We start from the raw sequence: 16,691 nt of genomic DNA on the forward strand, positions 1-16,691 counted from the left end.
CATCGGGATAAGAGGATTTCAGATTATTCACCAGCAAATTCATTCTTCTTCTGCAGAAACACATTATAGTCATCTGTGAAGAAATGCTCCCCGATGGAAGGATCCAGAACATAATAGAAATACTCTGTATTCTCTGGCTTCAGCGCAGCTCTGATAGCTGCCGCACCCGGATTGGAGATGGGCCCTATAGGCAGACTGCTGACATGATAGGTGTTGAATGGCGATTCCACCTTCAGATCATCGAGTGTCACTTTGTCCTTGGAGGTCAGTCCAAGGGCATACACTACAGTGGCATCAATCTGCAGCTTCTGCCCCTTTGTAAGTCTATTGTAGATCACAGAACTTACTCTAGGCATTTCAGCTGTGTTGGCCGCTTCACGTTCGATCATGGAAGCAATGGTCACAATCTCGTTCCACTCAGATGTGGGCAGATTTTCTCCAAGCTCTTCGATGACACCATACATTCTGTTGACAAAAGCTTTATACATGACGTCCACAACATATCCAGGTGTCTGACCGATCTTGAGTTTATACGTGGCAGGTGCAAGAAATCCTTCCAGCACATGTCTTCTCTCTTCAATATTTTCCAGCCAGCTGGGCACGATGTAGCTCCTGGTGGCTTCAATGAATTCTTCTTTGGTAAACAGTCCCTTCTCCTCGAAGACTTCCCCCATCTGATCAATGGACAGCCCTTCAGGAATCACCACAGTTACTTCATAGATATCCTCACCCTCATTCAGTTCGGTGATGATTTCATGTAAAGTTCCTTTGGCATTCACTTCAAACGTCCCTGGTTTCAATGCAGTTTCCATGGGATTCATTCTGAAATAAATACGGGTCAGAAGGACGTTTCTCACGAGACCTTCTTCACCCAGTCTGGTAATCAGTCGACTGAAATTGTCGTTGGGTTCTACAGTGATTTCAATAATCTCTTCATCTGTTGTCAGTGGTCTTTCACCCACATCGTTATAGTAGTTCCATCCGTAAAGTGCAGCTCCACCCAGTACCAGAACTAAAATCAGTAGAAAAATCAGGAATTTCTTCAATGGTCGTCCCCCCCGGCTCATTATCATTTATTGATTATTTGTTTCTTGCAGCTCTCTTTCTCTGTGTGTGATCAAGGAACTTCTTTCTCAATCGGATATTAAGTGGAGTCACCTCTACAATTTCGTCCTCTGCAGCGAACTCCAGATAATTCTCCAATGTCATTTTCTTTACAGGAACCAGCTTTAAGGCATCATCTGCTCCTGAGGATCTTGTATTGGTCAGCTGTTTCTTCTTGCAGACATTGACATCGATGTCTTCTGCTCTGGAACATTCTCCACAGACCATACCTGCATAAACTGGTGTTCCTGCTTCAATGAAGAGAGTTCCTCTTTCCTGAGCGTTATACAGACCGTAGGTGATGGCTTCGCCAGTTTCAAACACCACCAGAGAACCTCTGCTTCTTCCAGGCATTTCTCCTTTGACTTTCTCATATCCCTGGAATACATGGTTCATAATTCCGTTTCCGCGTGTATCGGTCATGAATTCATTTCTGAACCCGATGAGTCCTCTTGCAGGAATCACAAATTCCAGTCTGGTGTATCCATTGACGGCTGATGTCATATTGACCATTTCCGCCTTTCTTGGCCCCAGTTTCTCCATGACATTACCCATGAATTCTTCTGGTACGTCGATGGTCAGGTATTCCATCGGCTCCATGGTTACCCCGTCAACCTCTTTATTGATGACTCTTGGCTTTGATACCTGAAGCTCGAATCCTTCTCTTCTCATGGTTTCAATGAGGATGGAAAGATGGAGTTCTCCTCGGCCTGAAACTTCAAAGGTATCCGGTGTGAGTTCATTCACACGTAAAGAGACATTGGTCTCCAGCTCTTTCATCAGTCTGTCTCTAAGATGTCTGGAGGTGATGAACTTTCCATCCTGCCCAGCAAAGGGAGAATCATTGACCATGAAATTCATGGATAGTGTCGGTTCATCAATATGCACGAAAGGCAGTGCTTCCGGCGCATTGGCATCTGTCACGGTATCACCGATGTGAACATCACCGATCCCTGAAATCGCAACGATGTCGCCTATGGCAGCTTCTTCTGTATCCACTCTCTTTAGTCCATCATATAGATAGAGATTGGATATGGTTGTCTTCTTAATCGTACCATCTGTTTCAATTATTGCAATAGGCTGATTTCTTTTAGCAATACCTCTTACAATCTTACCGATGGCGATCTTTCCCACAAAGTTGTTATGGTCCAGCGTTGTAACCAGCATCTGAAGGGGGCCAGCAATATCTCCTTCAGGTGGTTTCACATAATCTATGATTTTATCAAGCAGAGGAATCATGTCCGTCATTTCATCATCAGTGCTCTCGCCTGAATATCCATCTTTCGCGGATGCGTAGATGATCGGAAAATCACACTGTTCATCCGTTGCACCAAGCTCCACGAAAAGGTCAAAGACCTCATCGATGACCTCATCCGGTCTGGCGTCTTTCTTATCGATCTTGTTTACAACAACCATTGGATTCAGTCCGGCTTCAAGCGCCTTCTTCAATACGAACTTCGTCTGAGGCATGGCTCCTTCATTGGAGTCCACAACAAGCAGTACAGAGTCCACCATCATAAGTACTCTTTCCACTTCCCCACCAAAGTCAGCATGACCTGGTGTGTCGACAATATTGATTCTATAACCCTTGTACGTTATGGATGTATTTTTGGAAAGAATCGTAATTCCTCTCTCTTTTTCCAGATCATTGGAATCCATCACTCTTTCTTCTACTTTTTCATTACTTCTATAGTTATTGGACTGTCTAAGCATAGCATCCACCAGTGTGGTTTTACCATGGTCAACGTGGGCAATAATTGCTATGTTTCTGACATTCTCTCTCTTATATGACATCTTATTCCTCCATTTTTTGTATCTAACAATGTATTATAGCATAAAAACATTGCCCTGTGGGAAGTTTACAGCTTCGTTCTCTCATGTAACCGGTTTACGCTGAAATTTTTATGCATATTCACGTGAATCATGGCAATGAATGAAGAAAGCAGCAAGATTACATCTCACTGCTTCTCATATCATCATTCTGTTTTGGCTGCTTTTATTTCCCTGCTCCGATGACATCCACACCGACGGCATCATTGATGATTTTCATCATATCTTCAAACAGGATGGAGAATCTTACTTCCGCCTGCAGATACTCGTTGATATCAGGATTGGTCTTGATGACAGATGCGAAATTCTGCATCTGTTCTGTGGTTTCATCTGAAACCTTTCCACTCTCCATAGATTCGGTATAAGCTGCAATCTGAATTTTTCTGAAATCCTCCAGCATTTTGGTCTTCTTTTCATCAGACTGAATTTTTAGAGCTGCTTCTCTGAAGGCGACCACATCCGGGTTCACTTTCAGCTCGGCTGCCAATTCATTGAATTTGTCATAAATATTCAACTTATCTGCCCTCCTATTACACTTCCATGATGATCGGTAGAATCATGGGTCTTCTCTTGGTTTTCTCGAAAAGATGATTCTTCAGTGTATCCTTGATGATGTTCTTCAGGATGTTCCAGTCCGTGATGTGTTTGTCTTCACATTCTCTCAGTGCATCCATGACAACTTTTCTGGAACTGTCCATAAGCGCTTCCGCTTCTTTCACATATACAAATCCTCTTGTTATGATGTCTGGTCCTGCAACGACTAAGCCGCTTTCCTTCTCCATGGTCACAACCACAGTAATGATTCCGTCTTCGGACAGGTGCTTTCTGTCGCGCAATACGATTCTTCCTACATCTCCAACACCGAGACCATCAATGAGTACATGTCCTGAATTCACAGTACCTACCTTTTTGATGCCCTTTCTGAATACCTCGATGACGTCTCCATTCTCAGGAATCACAATGTTGTTGCCGCTTAATCCGAGCTTCATGCCCAGATCTCTGTGCTCTCTCAGCATTCTGTATTCTCCATGAACAGGAATCAGATTTCTCGGTTTTGTCAGAGTATGCATCAGTTTGATTTCTTCTTTGCATGCATGGCCGGATACATGAATGGCTTCCAGCTTTCCGTAAACCACTTCCGCACCAAGCTGTGCAAGCTTATCTATGGTTCTGAAAATCGGCTTCTCATTACCTGGAATCGGTGAGGAAGAGAATACAACTGTATCACCCTGTTTCACCTGGATTTTCCTGTGCATGTTGTTGGCCATTCTTGACAGCGCCGCCATAGGTTCTCCCTGGCTGCCTGTGGTTACAATCACAATCTGATTGTCCGGATATTTCTTCACATCATCAATGGAAATCAGATGCTTTTCATCGATATGGATGTATCCCAGATCAATGGCGATGGGAATGATGTTTTCCATCGATCTTCCTGAAACAGCGATTTTTCTTCCCGCAGCGATACCCGCTTCTATGATCTGCTGTATTCTATGGATATTAGACGCAAAAGTAGATATGATGATTCTCCCCTGAACACCGTGGAATATTCTTTTAAAACTGTCTCCCACAGAAGATTCAGAGATGGTGAATCCTTCTCTTTCAACGTTTGTTGAATCGCATAGAAGGGCCAGCACTCCTCTTTTTCCTAATTCCGCAAATCTCTGCAGATCGATGACTTCTCCATCAACGGGAGTATAGTCTATCTTGAAGTCCCCTGTGTGCACTACGGCGCCCAGTGGAGTATGTATTGCAAGCGCACAGGAATCTGCAATGGAGTGATTGACTTTAATGTACTCAACGGACATCTTGTCCAGTTTAATCACATCTTTTGCCTTCACAATATTCACTGTCACCACATCCTGGATGCGATGCTCCGTAAGTTTCAGATTAATCAAAGCTGCTGTCAGCTTTGTTGCATATACAGGAACATTGATCTGCTTCAACACATATGGCAGTGCTCCTATGTGGTCTTCATGACCATGGGTTATGAAAATACCCTTGATTTTTTCCTGATTCTTAACAAGATAAGTAATATCAGGAATGACAACGTCAATACCGAGCATGTCATCATCCGGGAACTTCAAACCACTGTCCACCACGATGATTTCATCCTTGTATTCTATTACTGTCATGTTCTTGCCAATTTCGTTCGTACCGCCAAGAGGTATAATTTTAACATTATCCTTCTCTTTTGCCATTATTTGTTTCCTCCTTAAGTTCTTCCTCTTTAGCGCACTCATTACAAATACCGTAAAATTTAAGGCTATGATCGAGAATCCTGAATTTATACTTTCTACCAATCTCCTCTTCTAGAGGATCCAGGAGGTCACCCATGAACTCGTAAACTTTGGAACATCTTATGCAGATCAGGTGATGATGTGTATGTTCTTCATCTGACCTGGTCAGTTCATATCTCGCAGTTCCGTCTTTAAGATCCAGTCGTGTAACAATATTTTCCTCATGCATCAGCATGATTGTTCTATAAACAGTGGCAAGACCGATTTCCGGCCTCTTCACCTTTACGATTTCAAATAATTCTTCCACGGTCAGATGTTCCCCCACACTTTCGATGATTGCATCAACAATCGCCTGTCTCTGGGGTGTCAGCTTATAACCGCTTTTCTTAAGTTTACTGGTTATGGTCTGAATATCCTCTCTGGTATAAGTGGTTACCATATTAATTCAGTCCGTCTTCGTCGAATATAACGCTGTATGCCTCTTCAATCATGGCGATTTCTACATCATCTTCAACGGTTTCGAAAAATTCATTTCCCTCTTCGTCATACACAACCTTGAGGGCTGTAAATACAGGTTCTTCCTCATCACTTTCGACGGGAGAAACGATGAAATATTCAACATCTTCTATTTCCATTCTTGTTACGACTTCAACTTCCACTTCATTTCCGTCTTCATCCGTCAGTACAATTAAATCTGTCATGTCTTCCATAATTTTCACCTCTTTGTTTATTTTGTGCTGCTAATTTTATCTAAATATCCCTGAAGTATATAGGTGGCTGCAATCTTATCCACCAGAGTTTTCCTCTTTTTTCTGGACATATCCGCTTCCAGCATGGCTCTGTGTGCAGCCATGGTTGTAAGCCTTTCATCCCAGTAAATCACCTTGTGTCCGAATTCTTCCTCAAGAACCCTGCCGAACTCCATGGCTTTTTCAGCCTGGGGTCCAATGGTTCCATTCATGTTTTTAGGAAGTCCCACAACGATTCCCAGAATCTCATAATCCTTGAAAATCTCTCGAAGTTTTTCAAAATCCTTTTCAAGCGACTTTCTTCTCACAGTAGTTATTCCTTGGGCGGTATACCCTAACGGATCGCTTACCGCAACCCCTATGGTTCTATCGCCTACATCCAGTCCAATATACCTCATCAATAAATTTAAATCCTTTCAAATTGATACTATTATATTGTATCAAACTTTCCTTAAAAAACCTTATGTTTTTATCGTATCATTCTTGCACATAATGAGAATAAAAGCAATAGGGATACCTTATTCAAGGTATCCCTTCCTATCACTTAATGTTTAAATAGGATTTCAGAACCTCTTCAAGGATTTCATCCCTCTCAAGCTTTCTTACTAGGGCTCTTGCTCCATTGTAGTTTGTGATGTACGTCGGGTCGCCGGAAATGATATATCCAACCAGCTGATTTACGGGATTGTATCCCTTTTCGTTGAGCGCATTATATACTTCTTCAAGTATCGCTTTGGTCAGATCTTTCTTATCATTCTCAAAGTCAAATTGCATGGTATGATCTTTATTGTTCATAAACAACGCTGCTTCGCAGCTTCACCCCCTTGAAAATAGTACCTTACTATCTATATTATAAATTATTCTGGTTAAATTGTATAGACAACTTCAGAATTAACTTATTTCTTCAGGAGTTCTTCTACGGCTTCAAGTGCTTCCTGCAGCATTTCAGGTTTCTTTCCGCCTGCCTGAGCCATGTCAGGTCGGCCACCACCGCCGCCACCGGCAATGGCTGCAATTTCCTTGATCAGCTTTCCAGCATGGTATCCGTCTTTCACTTTATCTTTTGAGATCATGACGGAAAAATTGACCTTCCCTTCCCCTTTGGCTGCCAGTACAACGATCCCTGACTGGAGTTTATCCAGAATTTTCTCGGTAAGATCTCTCAGATCTCCGGCCTCTACATTCTGCACTTCTCCTCGGACAAGCTGAACTCCATGAACTTCTTCCTTCATCTTCAGAAGTTCATCCACATATCCCAGAGATTGCGCTTTTCTTGTCTCTTCCAGTTCTTTCTGCAGCGCTTTCATATCCTGTAAGTTCGCTGAGACTTTGTTGACAATCTCATTCTTCCCTACTTTGAGAAGATCCTGGAGCTCACTCAGCGTTTTTTCCTTCTGGTTGAACAGTTCAAAGGAATTCATCCCGGTGACTGCTTCGATTCTTCTTACGCCCGATGCGATTCCCGCTTCGGAAGTCACTTTGAATAGCCCGATTTCCCCGGAATTCTTCACATGGGTTCCACCACAGAGTTCCATTGAGAACTCTCCTACCGAAAGCACGCGTACTTCGTCACCGTACTTCTCGTCAAAGAGTGCCATGGCTCCGGAAGCTTTCGCATCAGACATGGACATGAGTGCAGTAGAAACAGGTGTCGCCTTCAGAATCTCTTCATTGACAATCTGTTCCACGCTTCTTATTTCTTCTTCCGTCATGGGCTGGAAATGATTGAAGTCAAATCTCAGCTTATCAGGCTGCACCACTGAACCGGCCTGATTCACATGACTGCCGAGAACCATCTTCAAGGCTTTATGCAGCAGATGTGTTGCGGTATGATTTCTTTCTGTGCTCTTTCTAACCGCTTCTGCTACCTGGAAATTCGCCTTGCCCTTAGTCAGATTCCCCTCCAATACCGCAACAAGGTGCACGGTATTTCCGTTTCTGCTCTTTCGTGTATCATGCACTTCCGCTTTGAACGCCTCTCCAGCGATGAAGCCCACATCTCCTACCTGACCACCCATCTCTGCATAGAATGGAGTCCGGTCCGAAACCACATAACCCTTCTGCCCGGCTTCCAGATGTTCCACCAGCTCATCCTCATTATAGATGAATACAATCTCAGCATCATCACTTAAAGAAGAGTATCCAGTGAACGTAGTCGAAACAGCTTCCTCCAGTACGTCTATACCCGAATTCTCAGAACCCATATAGGAGCTTTCTCCTCTGGCAGCACGGGCTCTCTGCCTCTGATCATTCATTTCCTTCCTGAATGCTTCCAGATCGATTTTCATTCCTTTTTCAGCGATGATTTCTTCCGTCAGCTCCAGAGGGAATCCATAGGTATCGTAGAGCTTAAATGCATGTTCTCCACTGAAAGTATCGCCTTCCGTTTCTTCCACGAATCCCAGAAGCATCTCCATGCCCGCATCCAGCGTCTCATGGAACTTCTTCTCCTCCAGGTCCACGATTTTTTCGATATACTCTCTTCTCTCCAGAAGATCCGGGTATGCCTTTCCATAGCTTTCCATCACCGCAGAAATGATCTGATTAAGGAAGAGTTTCTTATGGCCAAGTACTCTGCCGTGTCTTGCTGCACGTCTTAACAGTCTTCTCAGTACATAGCCTCTGCCTTCATTGGATGGAAGTACGCCATCTCCGATGAGAAAAGCGATGCTTTTTGCATGGTCAGCGATGATTCTTATGGAAACATCTTCTGCCTTGTTCTTCCCATAAGCTTTTCCGGTGACTTCCGTGACTTTATCAATGATGTTTTTCAGAACATCGATCTCAAAGATGGAGTCTACACCCTGCATGATGGTGGCCATTCTTTCCAGCCCCATACCCGTATCAATATTCGGATTTGCCAGAAGATTGTAGTTTCCTTCTTCATCCTTATCGAACTGTGTGAATACCAGGTTCCAGAATTCAGTCATCTCATCCCGATCAGAGGCTGCGATGAAATCGTCCGTGGTCTTTATTTCATCTGTACCTTTGTAATAATGAATTTCCGAGCATGGGCCGCATGGACCTACACCGATTTCCCAGAAATTATCTTCTTTTCCCAGTCTGAATATGCGGTCTGGATTGATATCTGTTTTGTTCTTCCAGATTTCAAAAGCTTCATCATCTTCAAAATAGACCGTCGCATAGAGTTTTGATTTGTCGATTTTCAGGACTTCTGTGACAAACTCCCAAGCCCAAGGAATGATCTCCTCTTTGAAGTAATCGCCGAAGGAAAAATTTCCCAGCATTTCAAAGAATGTGGCATGTCTTTTCGTGCGCCCTACATTGTCAATATCACCGGTTCGTATGCACTTCTGACAGCTGGTCACTCTCTTTGAAGGAGGAACCTTCACACCTGTGAAATAGGGCTTCAATGGTGCCATGCCCGCATTGATCAGAAGGAGTGATTTGTCATCCTTTGGCACCAGAGGAAAGCTCTCCATCACGTAGTGCTCCTTCTCTTTGAAAAAGTCCAGATATTTCTGTCTGATTTCATTGGTTGTAAGTTTTTCCATTATTCTTCCTCCATAAAATTAATCTTCTCTATTTATAATTTAATACAACAAAAAAGCCCTCATCCCAGCAAGGGACGAAAGCTCTGCTTCCGCGGTACCACCCTAGTTATGAATGCGCTGCATTCATCTCTTAAAAGATCCGGATTCCAAGACAGCTTCGTCATCTCTCTCCGAAGGCTTTCACCAGCCGCCTCTTCTCTAAATGGTAGATTCCGATGAGTACTCATTCTCTTCAACATCCAGTATTCACTGTTTACTTTTAAAGTATACTCATTAGCTTCCATAAAGTCAATCATTTACATATCCACATATTAAAGAAAGAACCCATGGCAGACGCAGCATCAGAAGAGAAACATCACAATAGGCTGAGTACTGCTGCAGATATTGAAACCCTTTATCAACAATCCCTTCATAATATGGCCTTATGGTTCATAGACTGCAGATCAATTTTGAAAATTCATTAATTTCATGAAGTATTGTTTTCAGTCAATTATCCACTTGTTTATAAAACAGTCATGGTCAGTTCCAATTGAAGCGATATCATTATTACATAGTCAATTTCAATATGTGAAATTCAGATTATTCACAGGAGGTAAAAATGAAAAAAATCATTGGAATATTCAAAACCGAAGAGCTTGCCACAAGAGCCATAGAAGGTTTACGATCATCCGGATACAGAGATGAGGAGATTTCCATCATCACTAAGGATGAAGAAAAGTATAATACACTTGTCAATAAAGTTGGTAATGATATAACAAATGAACAGGACATTGCCAGCGGTGCTGCTGCAGGAGCGGTAACCGGAGGCACCATCGGCGGATTAGGCGGACTGCTTCTGGGTCTTGGCGCTCTGGCTATCCCTGGAGTAGGTCCCATCGTCGCTGCTGGTCCTATTGCAGCCGCCATCACAGGAGCCCTCGCAGGAGGAGTCGTAGGCGGACTTGCCGGTGCACTCATTGATTATGGTGTACCTGAAACAGAAGCGAAGGAATATGAGCAACGCATCAATGAAGGTGATATCCTGATTCTTGTAGAGGAGAAAGAAGAAAAACGTAATGAAGCATACGATAATTTTTATAGAAATGAAAGCCTCAACAGAGACACATACAGGCATAGAGATCGAAGCGCCCCCTATGAAGATGATAGTATATCAGAAGAAACCGGAAAACCCAGCTATCTGACAGATAGTTATGCGGAAAAAAATGAAGAGGTGATTGTTGAAGTGGATAAAAACAAAGATTTAGACAAAATACTGGAGAAGAATGACGAGGAAGTCAATGAAAATCCAGCTTATGATGGCGGAATCGCCACCCATGACAAAGGCTGGAACAAGGAAATCAACAAGGATCCGGAAAAAGGAAACACTAATCATATCGTGGACGGTCACGAAAGGCAGCTTGAAAAAGATGAGCCTTTTGAAGCCGATAAACCCTATGAACTGGACAAAAAACTAAGAGATGTAGATCAGTTTTAAATTTTCATAGTATTTCTCCCCTTGAATGGGAAAGGAGACTCTAACAACATGGAGTCTCCTTTTCTTTGCGTTCTTCATTCAATAAGGTTCTTGATCCTTATGGTATTTCTGTCATAGTCAATAAGACCATCCTTTTTCATCTTCTGGAGTTCACGACTCAGGGAAGTCCGCTGTACCCCCAGCCTTTCCGCAAGCTGCTTTTTGGTGCCATCCAGGACGATGCAGCTGCTTTTCTGGAATTTCTGTTCGTAGGTAAGATAATCCAGAAGCTTTTTCCGCAGTGTACCAGGAGAAATCTCTTCAATCTTATTTGTGAGCACAAGTGTGCGATCTGAAACCGCCTTGAGAAACTGCACCATGAAGTCCCTGTTCAGAGTGCATAGCTTCAGAATCAGTGGCGCATCCAAAGAAAGAAGCACTGTTTCCTCCTCAGAAACGACAGTCATGGGATATGTACTGAAAGTAGAGAAAATGAGATTGGCCCCGATGAGAGAGCCTTTTCTGAAGTCCTCGATTCTCAGCACATTGCCGTTTTCATCCAGTCTCTGTACTGAAACTTTCCCTGAGAGGACAATATCCATCTTGGATGCAGTCTGTCCTTGCAGATAGATCATTTCATTCTTTAGATATCTGTGCAGTGCAGTCCCTCTTTCCATAAGATGATTTCTCAGGTCGTCTCTTCTGAAATCTTCGAAAAGAGGGAGCTGAGCAAGATCTTCCATATAATCATTCAGTTTCATGAACTCACCCCTCTAGTTACCACGGTAACACTATATTCTTCATAGTAGCAGTATGCTATAGATAAATCAATATTCAATTATGTGAGGTATGAATTATGACAACGAAAAGTACGCAAGTGGCCATCCAGATATTCTTTCTGATTCTATTCGGTATTCTTGTATTTCTTGGAAAACCCCAGATCTGGATGATTCTCTTTGTGGCCTCCATGATCTTCGCTTTTGCATTCAGCAGGATCTATTGCGGGTACATCTGTCCCATCAACACCCTCATGAAGCCTGTTAAATGGATCAAGAAAAAACTGCATCTGAAAGATCATGAAGTGTCCCCTCTGCTGGAAAAGCCAGCCACACGCATAGTGGTTCTGGTTCTCTTGATCAGTCTGTTTCTGATATCAGTAGTATCAGGAAAAAAACTCCCTGTACTTCCAGCCATGGTGCTGCTAGGTGCCATCCTGACCTTGTTTTTCCATGAAGAACTCTGGCACCGCTTTCTCTGCCCTTATGGACTTTTCCTCAGCTTTCCGTCAAAGAAAGCCAAGTATTTTATAACCATATCCTCCGACTTGTGTGTCAACTGCACAAAATGTGCGAAAGTCTGTCCATCCAAGGCTGTAATCAGAAAAGACAAGCATGAGATTCTGAAAGACGAATGCCTCGTCTGCGGAGAATGCATCCGTTCCTGTCCTACCAATGCCATTTCCTATAAATAATCCCATGAAAATAGACCCTCACGGGTCTATTCTATTTGCTTATTTTTCTTCTTTTTTTCTTCTTTTAGGCTTCCATCCTCCTGAGAGCTGCAGCCATAGCACCATGATGAGCATGGTGGCACCGATGAAGAAGGTATCATTTCGATAGATGAAGTAATAGATCAGCGATACCGCCACGAATAAGGCCGCAATCATCAAAGTCCTTGGTTTGAATTTCATTACTGTACGCTCCTTTCAGCACATAGAAGATCCTTTTCTCATTCACTTTTTGCCAGAGCGCTTTCCACGGACGCCGAGAACCTCTCTGCTATGAGTTCCTTGAAGCTCTTCAGGTCCACTCTCCCACGATAATTCACCACCATCAGTCGATCCTCCATGCGTAGAATCATGGTCCTAAGTTCAGGCACATCAAAATAGCTGACCGATACGTTGCCGTACGTCTCTTTGATGGAATCTGTGTCACCAGTGCTTTTCTCCACCCGGCTGATCAGCCTGTCTTCGAAAAAATTCAGTATCCACTGAGAAGACACCTGATAATATGTGGTCTGCAGTCCCGGACTGTACCGGTTGATGATCCACAGATTTTCATCAATCACTATCTGATCGTTCAGAAATATGCTTTTTCGAACACTGGCATAATTTCCATAATCGAAAGGCTCTTCCTCCCTGAAATCGGGATCCTTCAGCTCTTCAATCTCCTCCAGTGTAATCACGGGTTCGAAATCAAGATTCTCAATCTCGCGGTAGCCATACATTTCCTGATCTGCTGAAAACGCAAAGAGGAGAATACCTATGGCTGCACCATAGAACAGAAAGTTCCCCATGAGATTCACCATTCTGAAAATCCCAGTGGATGGGGTCTGAAAGTCTTCTTTCTCATCCAAGTTTTCCACATATTTCTTATGCCTTCGATAGGTGATGACTTTTGTCATAAGGCCTAAGACAATAAAGGAAAGATACAGTAGATGATACACCTGGAGATTCTGGAGAATCCATAAAATCGGATCACTGAATCCATTCAGAAAGTCCAGATCCAGAAGAAAAAGCAGCAGAAATCCTGGAATCGACCAGAATATCCCCCATCTTTCCTTTTTCAGCTTTTCTTCATATTTCCATTTCACTGAATGGGGATCCGTATAGAAATCCGGTGTATCTTTCTCTGCGTAGTACACATGAAAGTGATCCGCAAGGGTCCCTGCATAGGTCCATCCTCTGTCAGCATGGGCTTCCACCACTTCGCTTTCGGGCTCCCTGGCATCCTTCAGCGTAGGTTCCAGATGAAACTTCAGATGCTCTCTGTCGGTCTCTTCAAAGACAGCAAAATAAGGCTTCATCTTTTTGAGACGATAGCCTTCGTCCGCTTTCTCTTCCAGCCACATCCTGATGCTTTCCACATCATAGGCTGCATAGGGTACCCAGAATCTTTTTGCCATGCCTTGCTGCCTCCTCCTGATCTTTCTGAACTATAAAATGTTATATTCTTATCATACCTTCATTCTATCCTGCGGTCAACGAGCTATAAAAAAAGAAGCTTATATGATAAGCTCCTCTCTTGCTAGTCTTCAATTGCGTAGATGGTTCCTCCGCCCAAGACGAAGTTGTCTTCATAGAACACCACAGCCTGACCTTTTGTCATGGCTCTCTGCTTCTCTTCAAACACAACTCTCACCTTACCGTCCTCCAAAGGATAGATGGTGCATTCTGCGGGTTTTGCGGAGTATCTGATCTTCGCCTTGGCCTTGTAGGGCTCTTGGACCTCATCCCTTGAAACCCAGTTCAGATCATGGGCGATGAGGGTATTCTTGAACAGTGCACTTTCATCTGTGAGAACCACTTCATTGGTATCCTTATCGATCTTGGACACGAATACCTGTCTTCCTAAAGAAAGACCTAATCCCTTACGCTGTCCGATGGTGTAATAGGCAATACCCTTATGCTGTCCCAGTACCTTTCCTTCCGGATCCACAAAATTTCCAGGCATTTTCAGCTCAGGCTTCTTTTCGTAGATGTATCTGCCATGATCGTTGTCATCGATGAAACAGATTTCCTGGGAATCTTTCTTGTTGTGAACCCCCAGGTCCATCTCTTTGGCGATTTCTCTGATTCTGCTCTTCTTGAACTCTCCGCAGGGCATCAGTGTCTTTCTAAGCTGCTCCTGGGTCAGGTTGTAGAGCGCATAGGTCTGATCCTTCGTATCGTCATCCGCCTTTTCAATCACCATTCTGCCATCTTTCTCATAGATCTTGGCATAATGACCTGTGGCCACGTAATCAGCCCCCAGCGTTTCCGCACGATGCAGAAGCTCATCAAACTTGATGTATTTGTTACAGGCTATGCAGGGATTCGGTGTTCTGCCTTCTATGTATTCTTCCATGAAGTAATCAATGACCTTTTCCCTGAATACCTCTTTGAAATTCATGACATAAAACGGAATGTCCAAAGTATCTGCAACCATTCTGGCATCATCCACTGCAGACAAGGAACAGCATCCGCCTTCTCTTTCCTTGAACCCATTGTCATCCTGCCAGACCTGCATGGTCACACCGATGACCTCATAACCCTGCTCTCTTAACAGGTATGCCGCAACGGCGGAATCCACTCCACCTGACATACCCAGTACTACTCTCTTTTTCATCTTTTCACCTTACTCTGTTTATTCACACACAATGAGCTATCTTCCGATTTTTCTTTGTCTCATTACAACTTCTTTTACTGTTTCTATGGTCTTTTCGACCTCGTCTTCCATATTGTATTTACTCAGGGTAAATCTCAGACTGCCTCGGATATATTCCTTTTCTACTCCGATGGCCTGGAGCACATGAGACTCATCGATGGCACCAGAGGTGCACGCACTGCCTGATGAAGCTAAAATCCCAGCCAGATCAAGATTCATGAGCAGGGCTTCACCATCCACCCCGGAAAAGGAGATATTCACGTTGTTCGGAAGCCTGTCTACGCCTTTAGGGCCATTCAGTCTGCTTCCTTCTATCTGCAGAAGCCCCTTTGTGAGCTGATTGCGAAGCGATGTCAGCCTTCCGTTTTTCTCTTCTTTTTCTGCCATGAGAATTTCCAGTGCTTTGCCCATTCCTACAATTCCAGCCACATTCTCCGTACCGGATCGTCTGCCTCTTTCCTGGTTTCCGCCATGGATGAGATTCTCAATAACGATTCCGCTTCTGAGATAAAGAAATCCGACTCCTTTTGGACCATGAAACTTATGTGCCGATGCTGAAAGAAAATCGATATTCATCTCTTCCACATCAATCTCCACTGCACCCACAGCCTGGACCGCATCTGTATGAAAAAAAGCCCCCATTTCTCTGCAGATCCTTCCAATCTCTTTCAGCGGAAGAATGGTCCCGATCTCATTATTGGCAGCCATGATGCTTACAAGAACAGTATCCGGTCTGATGGCGCGGCTCAGCTCCGAAAGATCGATCTGTCCTGTTTCATCCACATCAAGATAGGTCACTTCATAACCCTGTTTCTCCAGAAACTCCAGCGCATGGAGGGTAGCATGATGCTCGATCCTGGTGGAAACCAGGTGTCTGCCTTTGCCTTCATTGCCATATACAACACCCTTGATCGCCCAGTTGATTGCTTCACTTCCACCTGAAGTGAAATAGATGTCTTTGGGTTTTGCGCCCAGAAGCTTCGCTGCTACATCTCTGGTTCTTTTCATGGCTGATTTGTTTTCTCTGGAAAAGGAATAAATCGAGGATGGATTGGAATACTTTTCCAGATAGTAGGGTTCCATGGCTTTCAGCACATCATAATCCATGAATGTGGTGGCTGCATTATCCAGATATATAAAATCAGTCATTCAGAAATATCCCCTCTTTGATCGGCGTCGCCTGCATTTTTCTGTAATCATTGAGCATATCCTGCAGAGTTACGCCCGCCATGACCGAATTGATGGAATCTCTTATTTTAGCCCACAGCACTCTTGTGGCACAGGCTTCCAGATAATCACACTCATCATTGGTCAGGCAGTCCGAGATCTCCACAGGACCTTCCAGAACATCCATGATTTCCAGCACCGTGATCTCTTTGGGCAGTCTGTTCAGGATATACCCACCTTGTGCACCTCTTACGCTTTTAACAAGCTTCGCTCGTCTTAAGGGTGCGAAAAGCTGTTCCAGATAATATTCTGAGATCCCCTGACGCTCGGAAATACTCTTTATTGAAATCGGATTGTTCCCGTAATGAATCGCCAGATCCATCATCGCTTTGACACCGTATCTTCCTTTTGTTGATAGTTTCACTTCTACACCTCCAAGGCATTTCATCCATAAATTGTATCAATTCCGAGTGATTGTGTCAACTTTATTG

At 43.6% G+C, this 16,691-nt stretch carries 17 protein-coding genes; 2 read left to right on the plus strand and 15 right to left on the minus strand.

Annotation, left to right across the window (positions count from 1 at the left end; all coding sequences use genetic code 11):
• Nucleotides 1-23: 23 nt before the first annotated feature.
• The 9 genes from mltG to alaS all read right to left on the minus strand — a co-directional run bounded on the left by mltG (nucleotide 24) and on the right by alaS (nucleotide 9,435).
• Nucleotides 24-1,046: an endolytic transglycosylase MltG gene (gene mltG / locus J3A84_RS01030; RefSeq protein WP_207598137.1), complete on the minus strand. Its 1,023-nt coding sequence runs from the start codon at nucleotides 1,044-1,046 to the stop codon at nucleotides 24-26.
• Between the two features lie 34 nt (nucleotides 1,047-1,080).
• Nucleotides 1,081-2,898 carry a translational GTPase TypA gene (gene typA, locus J3A84_RS01035; protein WP_207598138.1) on the minus strand — a complete coding sequence of 606 codons (1,818 nt, stop codon included), beginning with the start codon at nucleotides 2,896-2,898 and terminating at the stop codon, nucleotides 1,081-1,083.
• Nucleotides 2,899-3,100: 202 nt separating this feature from the next.
• Nucleotides 3,101-3,448 (minus strand): YlbF family regulator, encoded by a 348-nt coding sequence (locus J3A84_RS01040; RefSeq protein ID WP_207598139.1) that lies wholly within the window; start codon nucleotides 3,446-3,448, stop codon nucleotides 3,101-3,103.
• Between the two features lie 16 nt (nucleotides 3,449-3,464).
• The gene (locus J3A84_RS01045) at nucleotides 3,465-5,132 is read right to left on the minus strand and encodes a ribonuclease J (protein ID WP_207598140.1); all 1,668 of its coding nucleotides are present in this window, start codon (nucleotides 5,130-5,132) and stop codon (nucleotides 3,465-3,467) included.
• Complete coding sequence (locus J3A84_RS01050; RefSeq protein ID WP_207598141.1) at nucleotides 5,113-5,610, minus strand: Fur family transcriptional regulator; 498 nt, start codon at nucleotides 5,608-5,610, stop codon at nucleotides 5,113-5,115. The genes J3A84_RS01045 and J3A84_RS01050 overlap by 20 nt, the downstream gene beginning before the upstream one ends.
• Before the next feature lies 1 nt (nucleotide 5,611).
• Nucleotides 5,612-5,881, minus strand: a complete 270-nt coding sequence (locus J3A84_RS01055) for a DUF1292 domain-containing protein (RefSeq protein WP_207598142.1) — start codon at nucleotides 5,879-5,881, stop codon at nucleotides 5,612-5,614.
• A gap of 17 nt (nucleotides 5,882-5,898) precedes the next feature.
• Nucleotides 5,899-6,318, minus strand: coding sequence for a Holliday junction resolvase RuvX (ruvX, locus tag J3A84_RS01060; protein ID WP_207598490.1), 420 nt, complete (start codon nucleotides 6,316-6,318; stop codon nucleotides 5,899-5,901).
• Nucleotides 6,319-6,460: 142 nt separating this feature from the next.
• Nucleotides 6,461-6,715 carry an IreB family regulatory phosphoprotein gene (locus J3A84_RS01065; RefSeq protein WP_207598143.1) on the minus strand — a complete coding sequence of 85 codons (255 nt, stop codon included), beginning with the start codon at nucleotides 6,713-6,715 and terminating at the stop codon, nucleotides 6,461-6,463.
• Between the two features lie 101 nt (nucleotides 6,716-6,816).
• On the minus strand, nucleotides 6,817-9,435 hold the full coding sequence (alaS, locus tag J3A84_RS01070) for an alanine--tRNA ligase (RefSeq protein WP_207598144.1): 2,619 nt from the start codon (nucleotides 9,433-9,435) through the stop codon (nucleotides 6,817-6,819).
• A 598-nt stretch (nucleotides 9,436-10,033) separates the two neighbouring features.
• Here alaS and J3A84_RS01075 point away from each other — a divergent pair.
• Nucleotides 10,034-10,909, plus strand: coding sequence for a general stress protein (locus J3A84_RS01075; RefSeq protein ID WP_207598145.1), 876 nt, complete (start codon nucleotides 10,034-10,036; stop codon nucleotides 10,907-10,909).
• Between the two features lie 74 nt (nucleotides 10,910-10,983).
• Here J3A84_RS01075 and J3A84_RS01080 read toward each other — a convergent pair whose 3' ends face one another.
• A complete protein-coding gene (locus tag J3A84_RS01080; RefSeq protein WP_207598146.1) occupies nucleotides 10,984-11,649 on the minus strand; it encodes a Crp/Fnr family transcriptional regulator in 666 nt (221 codons plus the stop codon).
• Nucleotides 11,650-11,744: 95 nt separating this feature from the next.
• Here J3A84_RS01080 and J3A84_RS01085 point away from each other — a divergent pair, with 95 nt between their 5' ends.
• A complete protein-coding gene (locus J3A84_RS01085; protein WP_207598147.1) occupies nucleotides 11,745-12,359 on the plus strand; it encodes a 4Fe-4S binding protein in 615 nt (204 codons plus the stop codon).
• A 39-nt stretch (nucleotides 12,360-12,398) separates the two neighbouring features.
• Here the strand turns inward: J3A84_RS01085 and J3A84_RS01090 are convergent, their stop codons facing one another.
• The 5 genes from J3A84_RS01090 to J3A84_RS01110 all read right to left on the minus strand — a co-directional run bounded on the left by J3A84_RS01090 (nucleotide 12,399) and on the right by J3A84_RS01110 (nucleotide 16,624).
• Entirely contained in the window at nucleotides 12,399-12,578 is a 180-nt protein-coding gene (locus tag J3A84_RS01090) for a hypothetical protein (RefSeq protein ID WP_207598148.1), read from the minus strand.
• A 38-nt stretch (nucleotides 12,579-12,616) separates the two neighbouring features.
• Nucleotides 12,617-13,792, minus strand: a complete 1,176-nt coding sequence (locus J3A84_RS01095; RefSeq protein WP_207598149.1) for a DUF2812 domain-containing protein — start codon at nucleotides 13,790-13,792, stop codon at nucleotides 12,617-12,619.
• Nucleotides 13,793-13,914: 122 nt separating this feature from the next.
• Entirely contained in the window at nucleotides 13,915-14,994 is a 1,080-nt protein-coding gene (mnmA, locus tag J3A84_RS01100) for a tRNA 2-thiouridine(34) synthase MnmA (RefSeq protein ID WP_207598150.1), read from the minus strand.
• A 36-nt stretch (nucleotides 14,995-15,030) separates the two neighbouring features.
• Nucleotides 15,031-16,182, minus strand: coding sequence for a cysteine desulfurase family protein (locus tag J3A84_RS01105; RefSeq protein ID WP_207598151.1), 1,152 nt, complete (start codon nucleotides 16,180-16,182; stop codon nucleotides 15,031-15,033).
• On the minus strand, nucleotides 16,175-16,624 hold the full coding sequence (locus tag J3A84_RS01110; RefSeq protein WP_207598152.1) for an Rrf2 family transcriptional regulator: 450 nt from the start codon (nucleotides 16,622-16,624) through the stop codon (nucleotides 16,175-16,177). Before J3A84_RS01110 ends, J3A84_RS01105 begins: the two co-directional genes overlap by 8 nt.
• Between the last annotated feature and the right edge of the window lie 67 nt (nucleotides 16,625-16,691).

It is taken from the genome of Proteiniclasticum aestuarii, assembly GCF_017368455.1.
Classification (GTDB): domain Bacteria; phylum Bacillota; class Clostridia; order Clostridiales; family Clostridiaceae; genus Proteiniclasticum; species Proteiniclasticum aestuarii.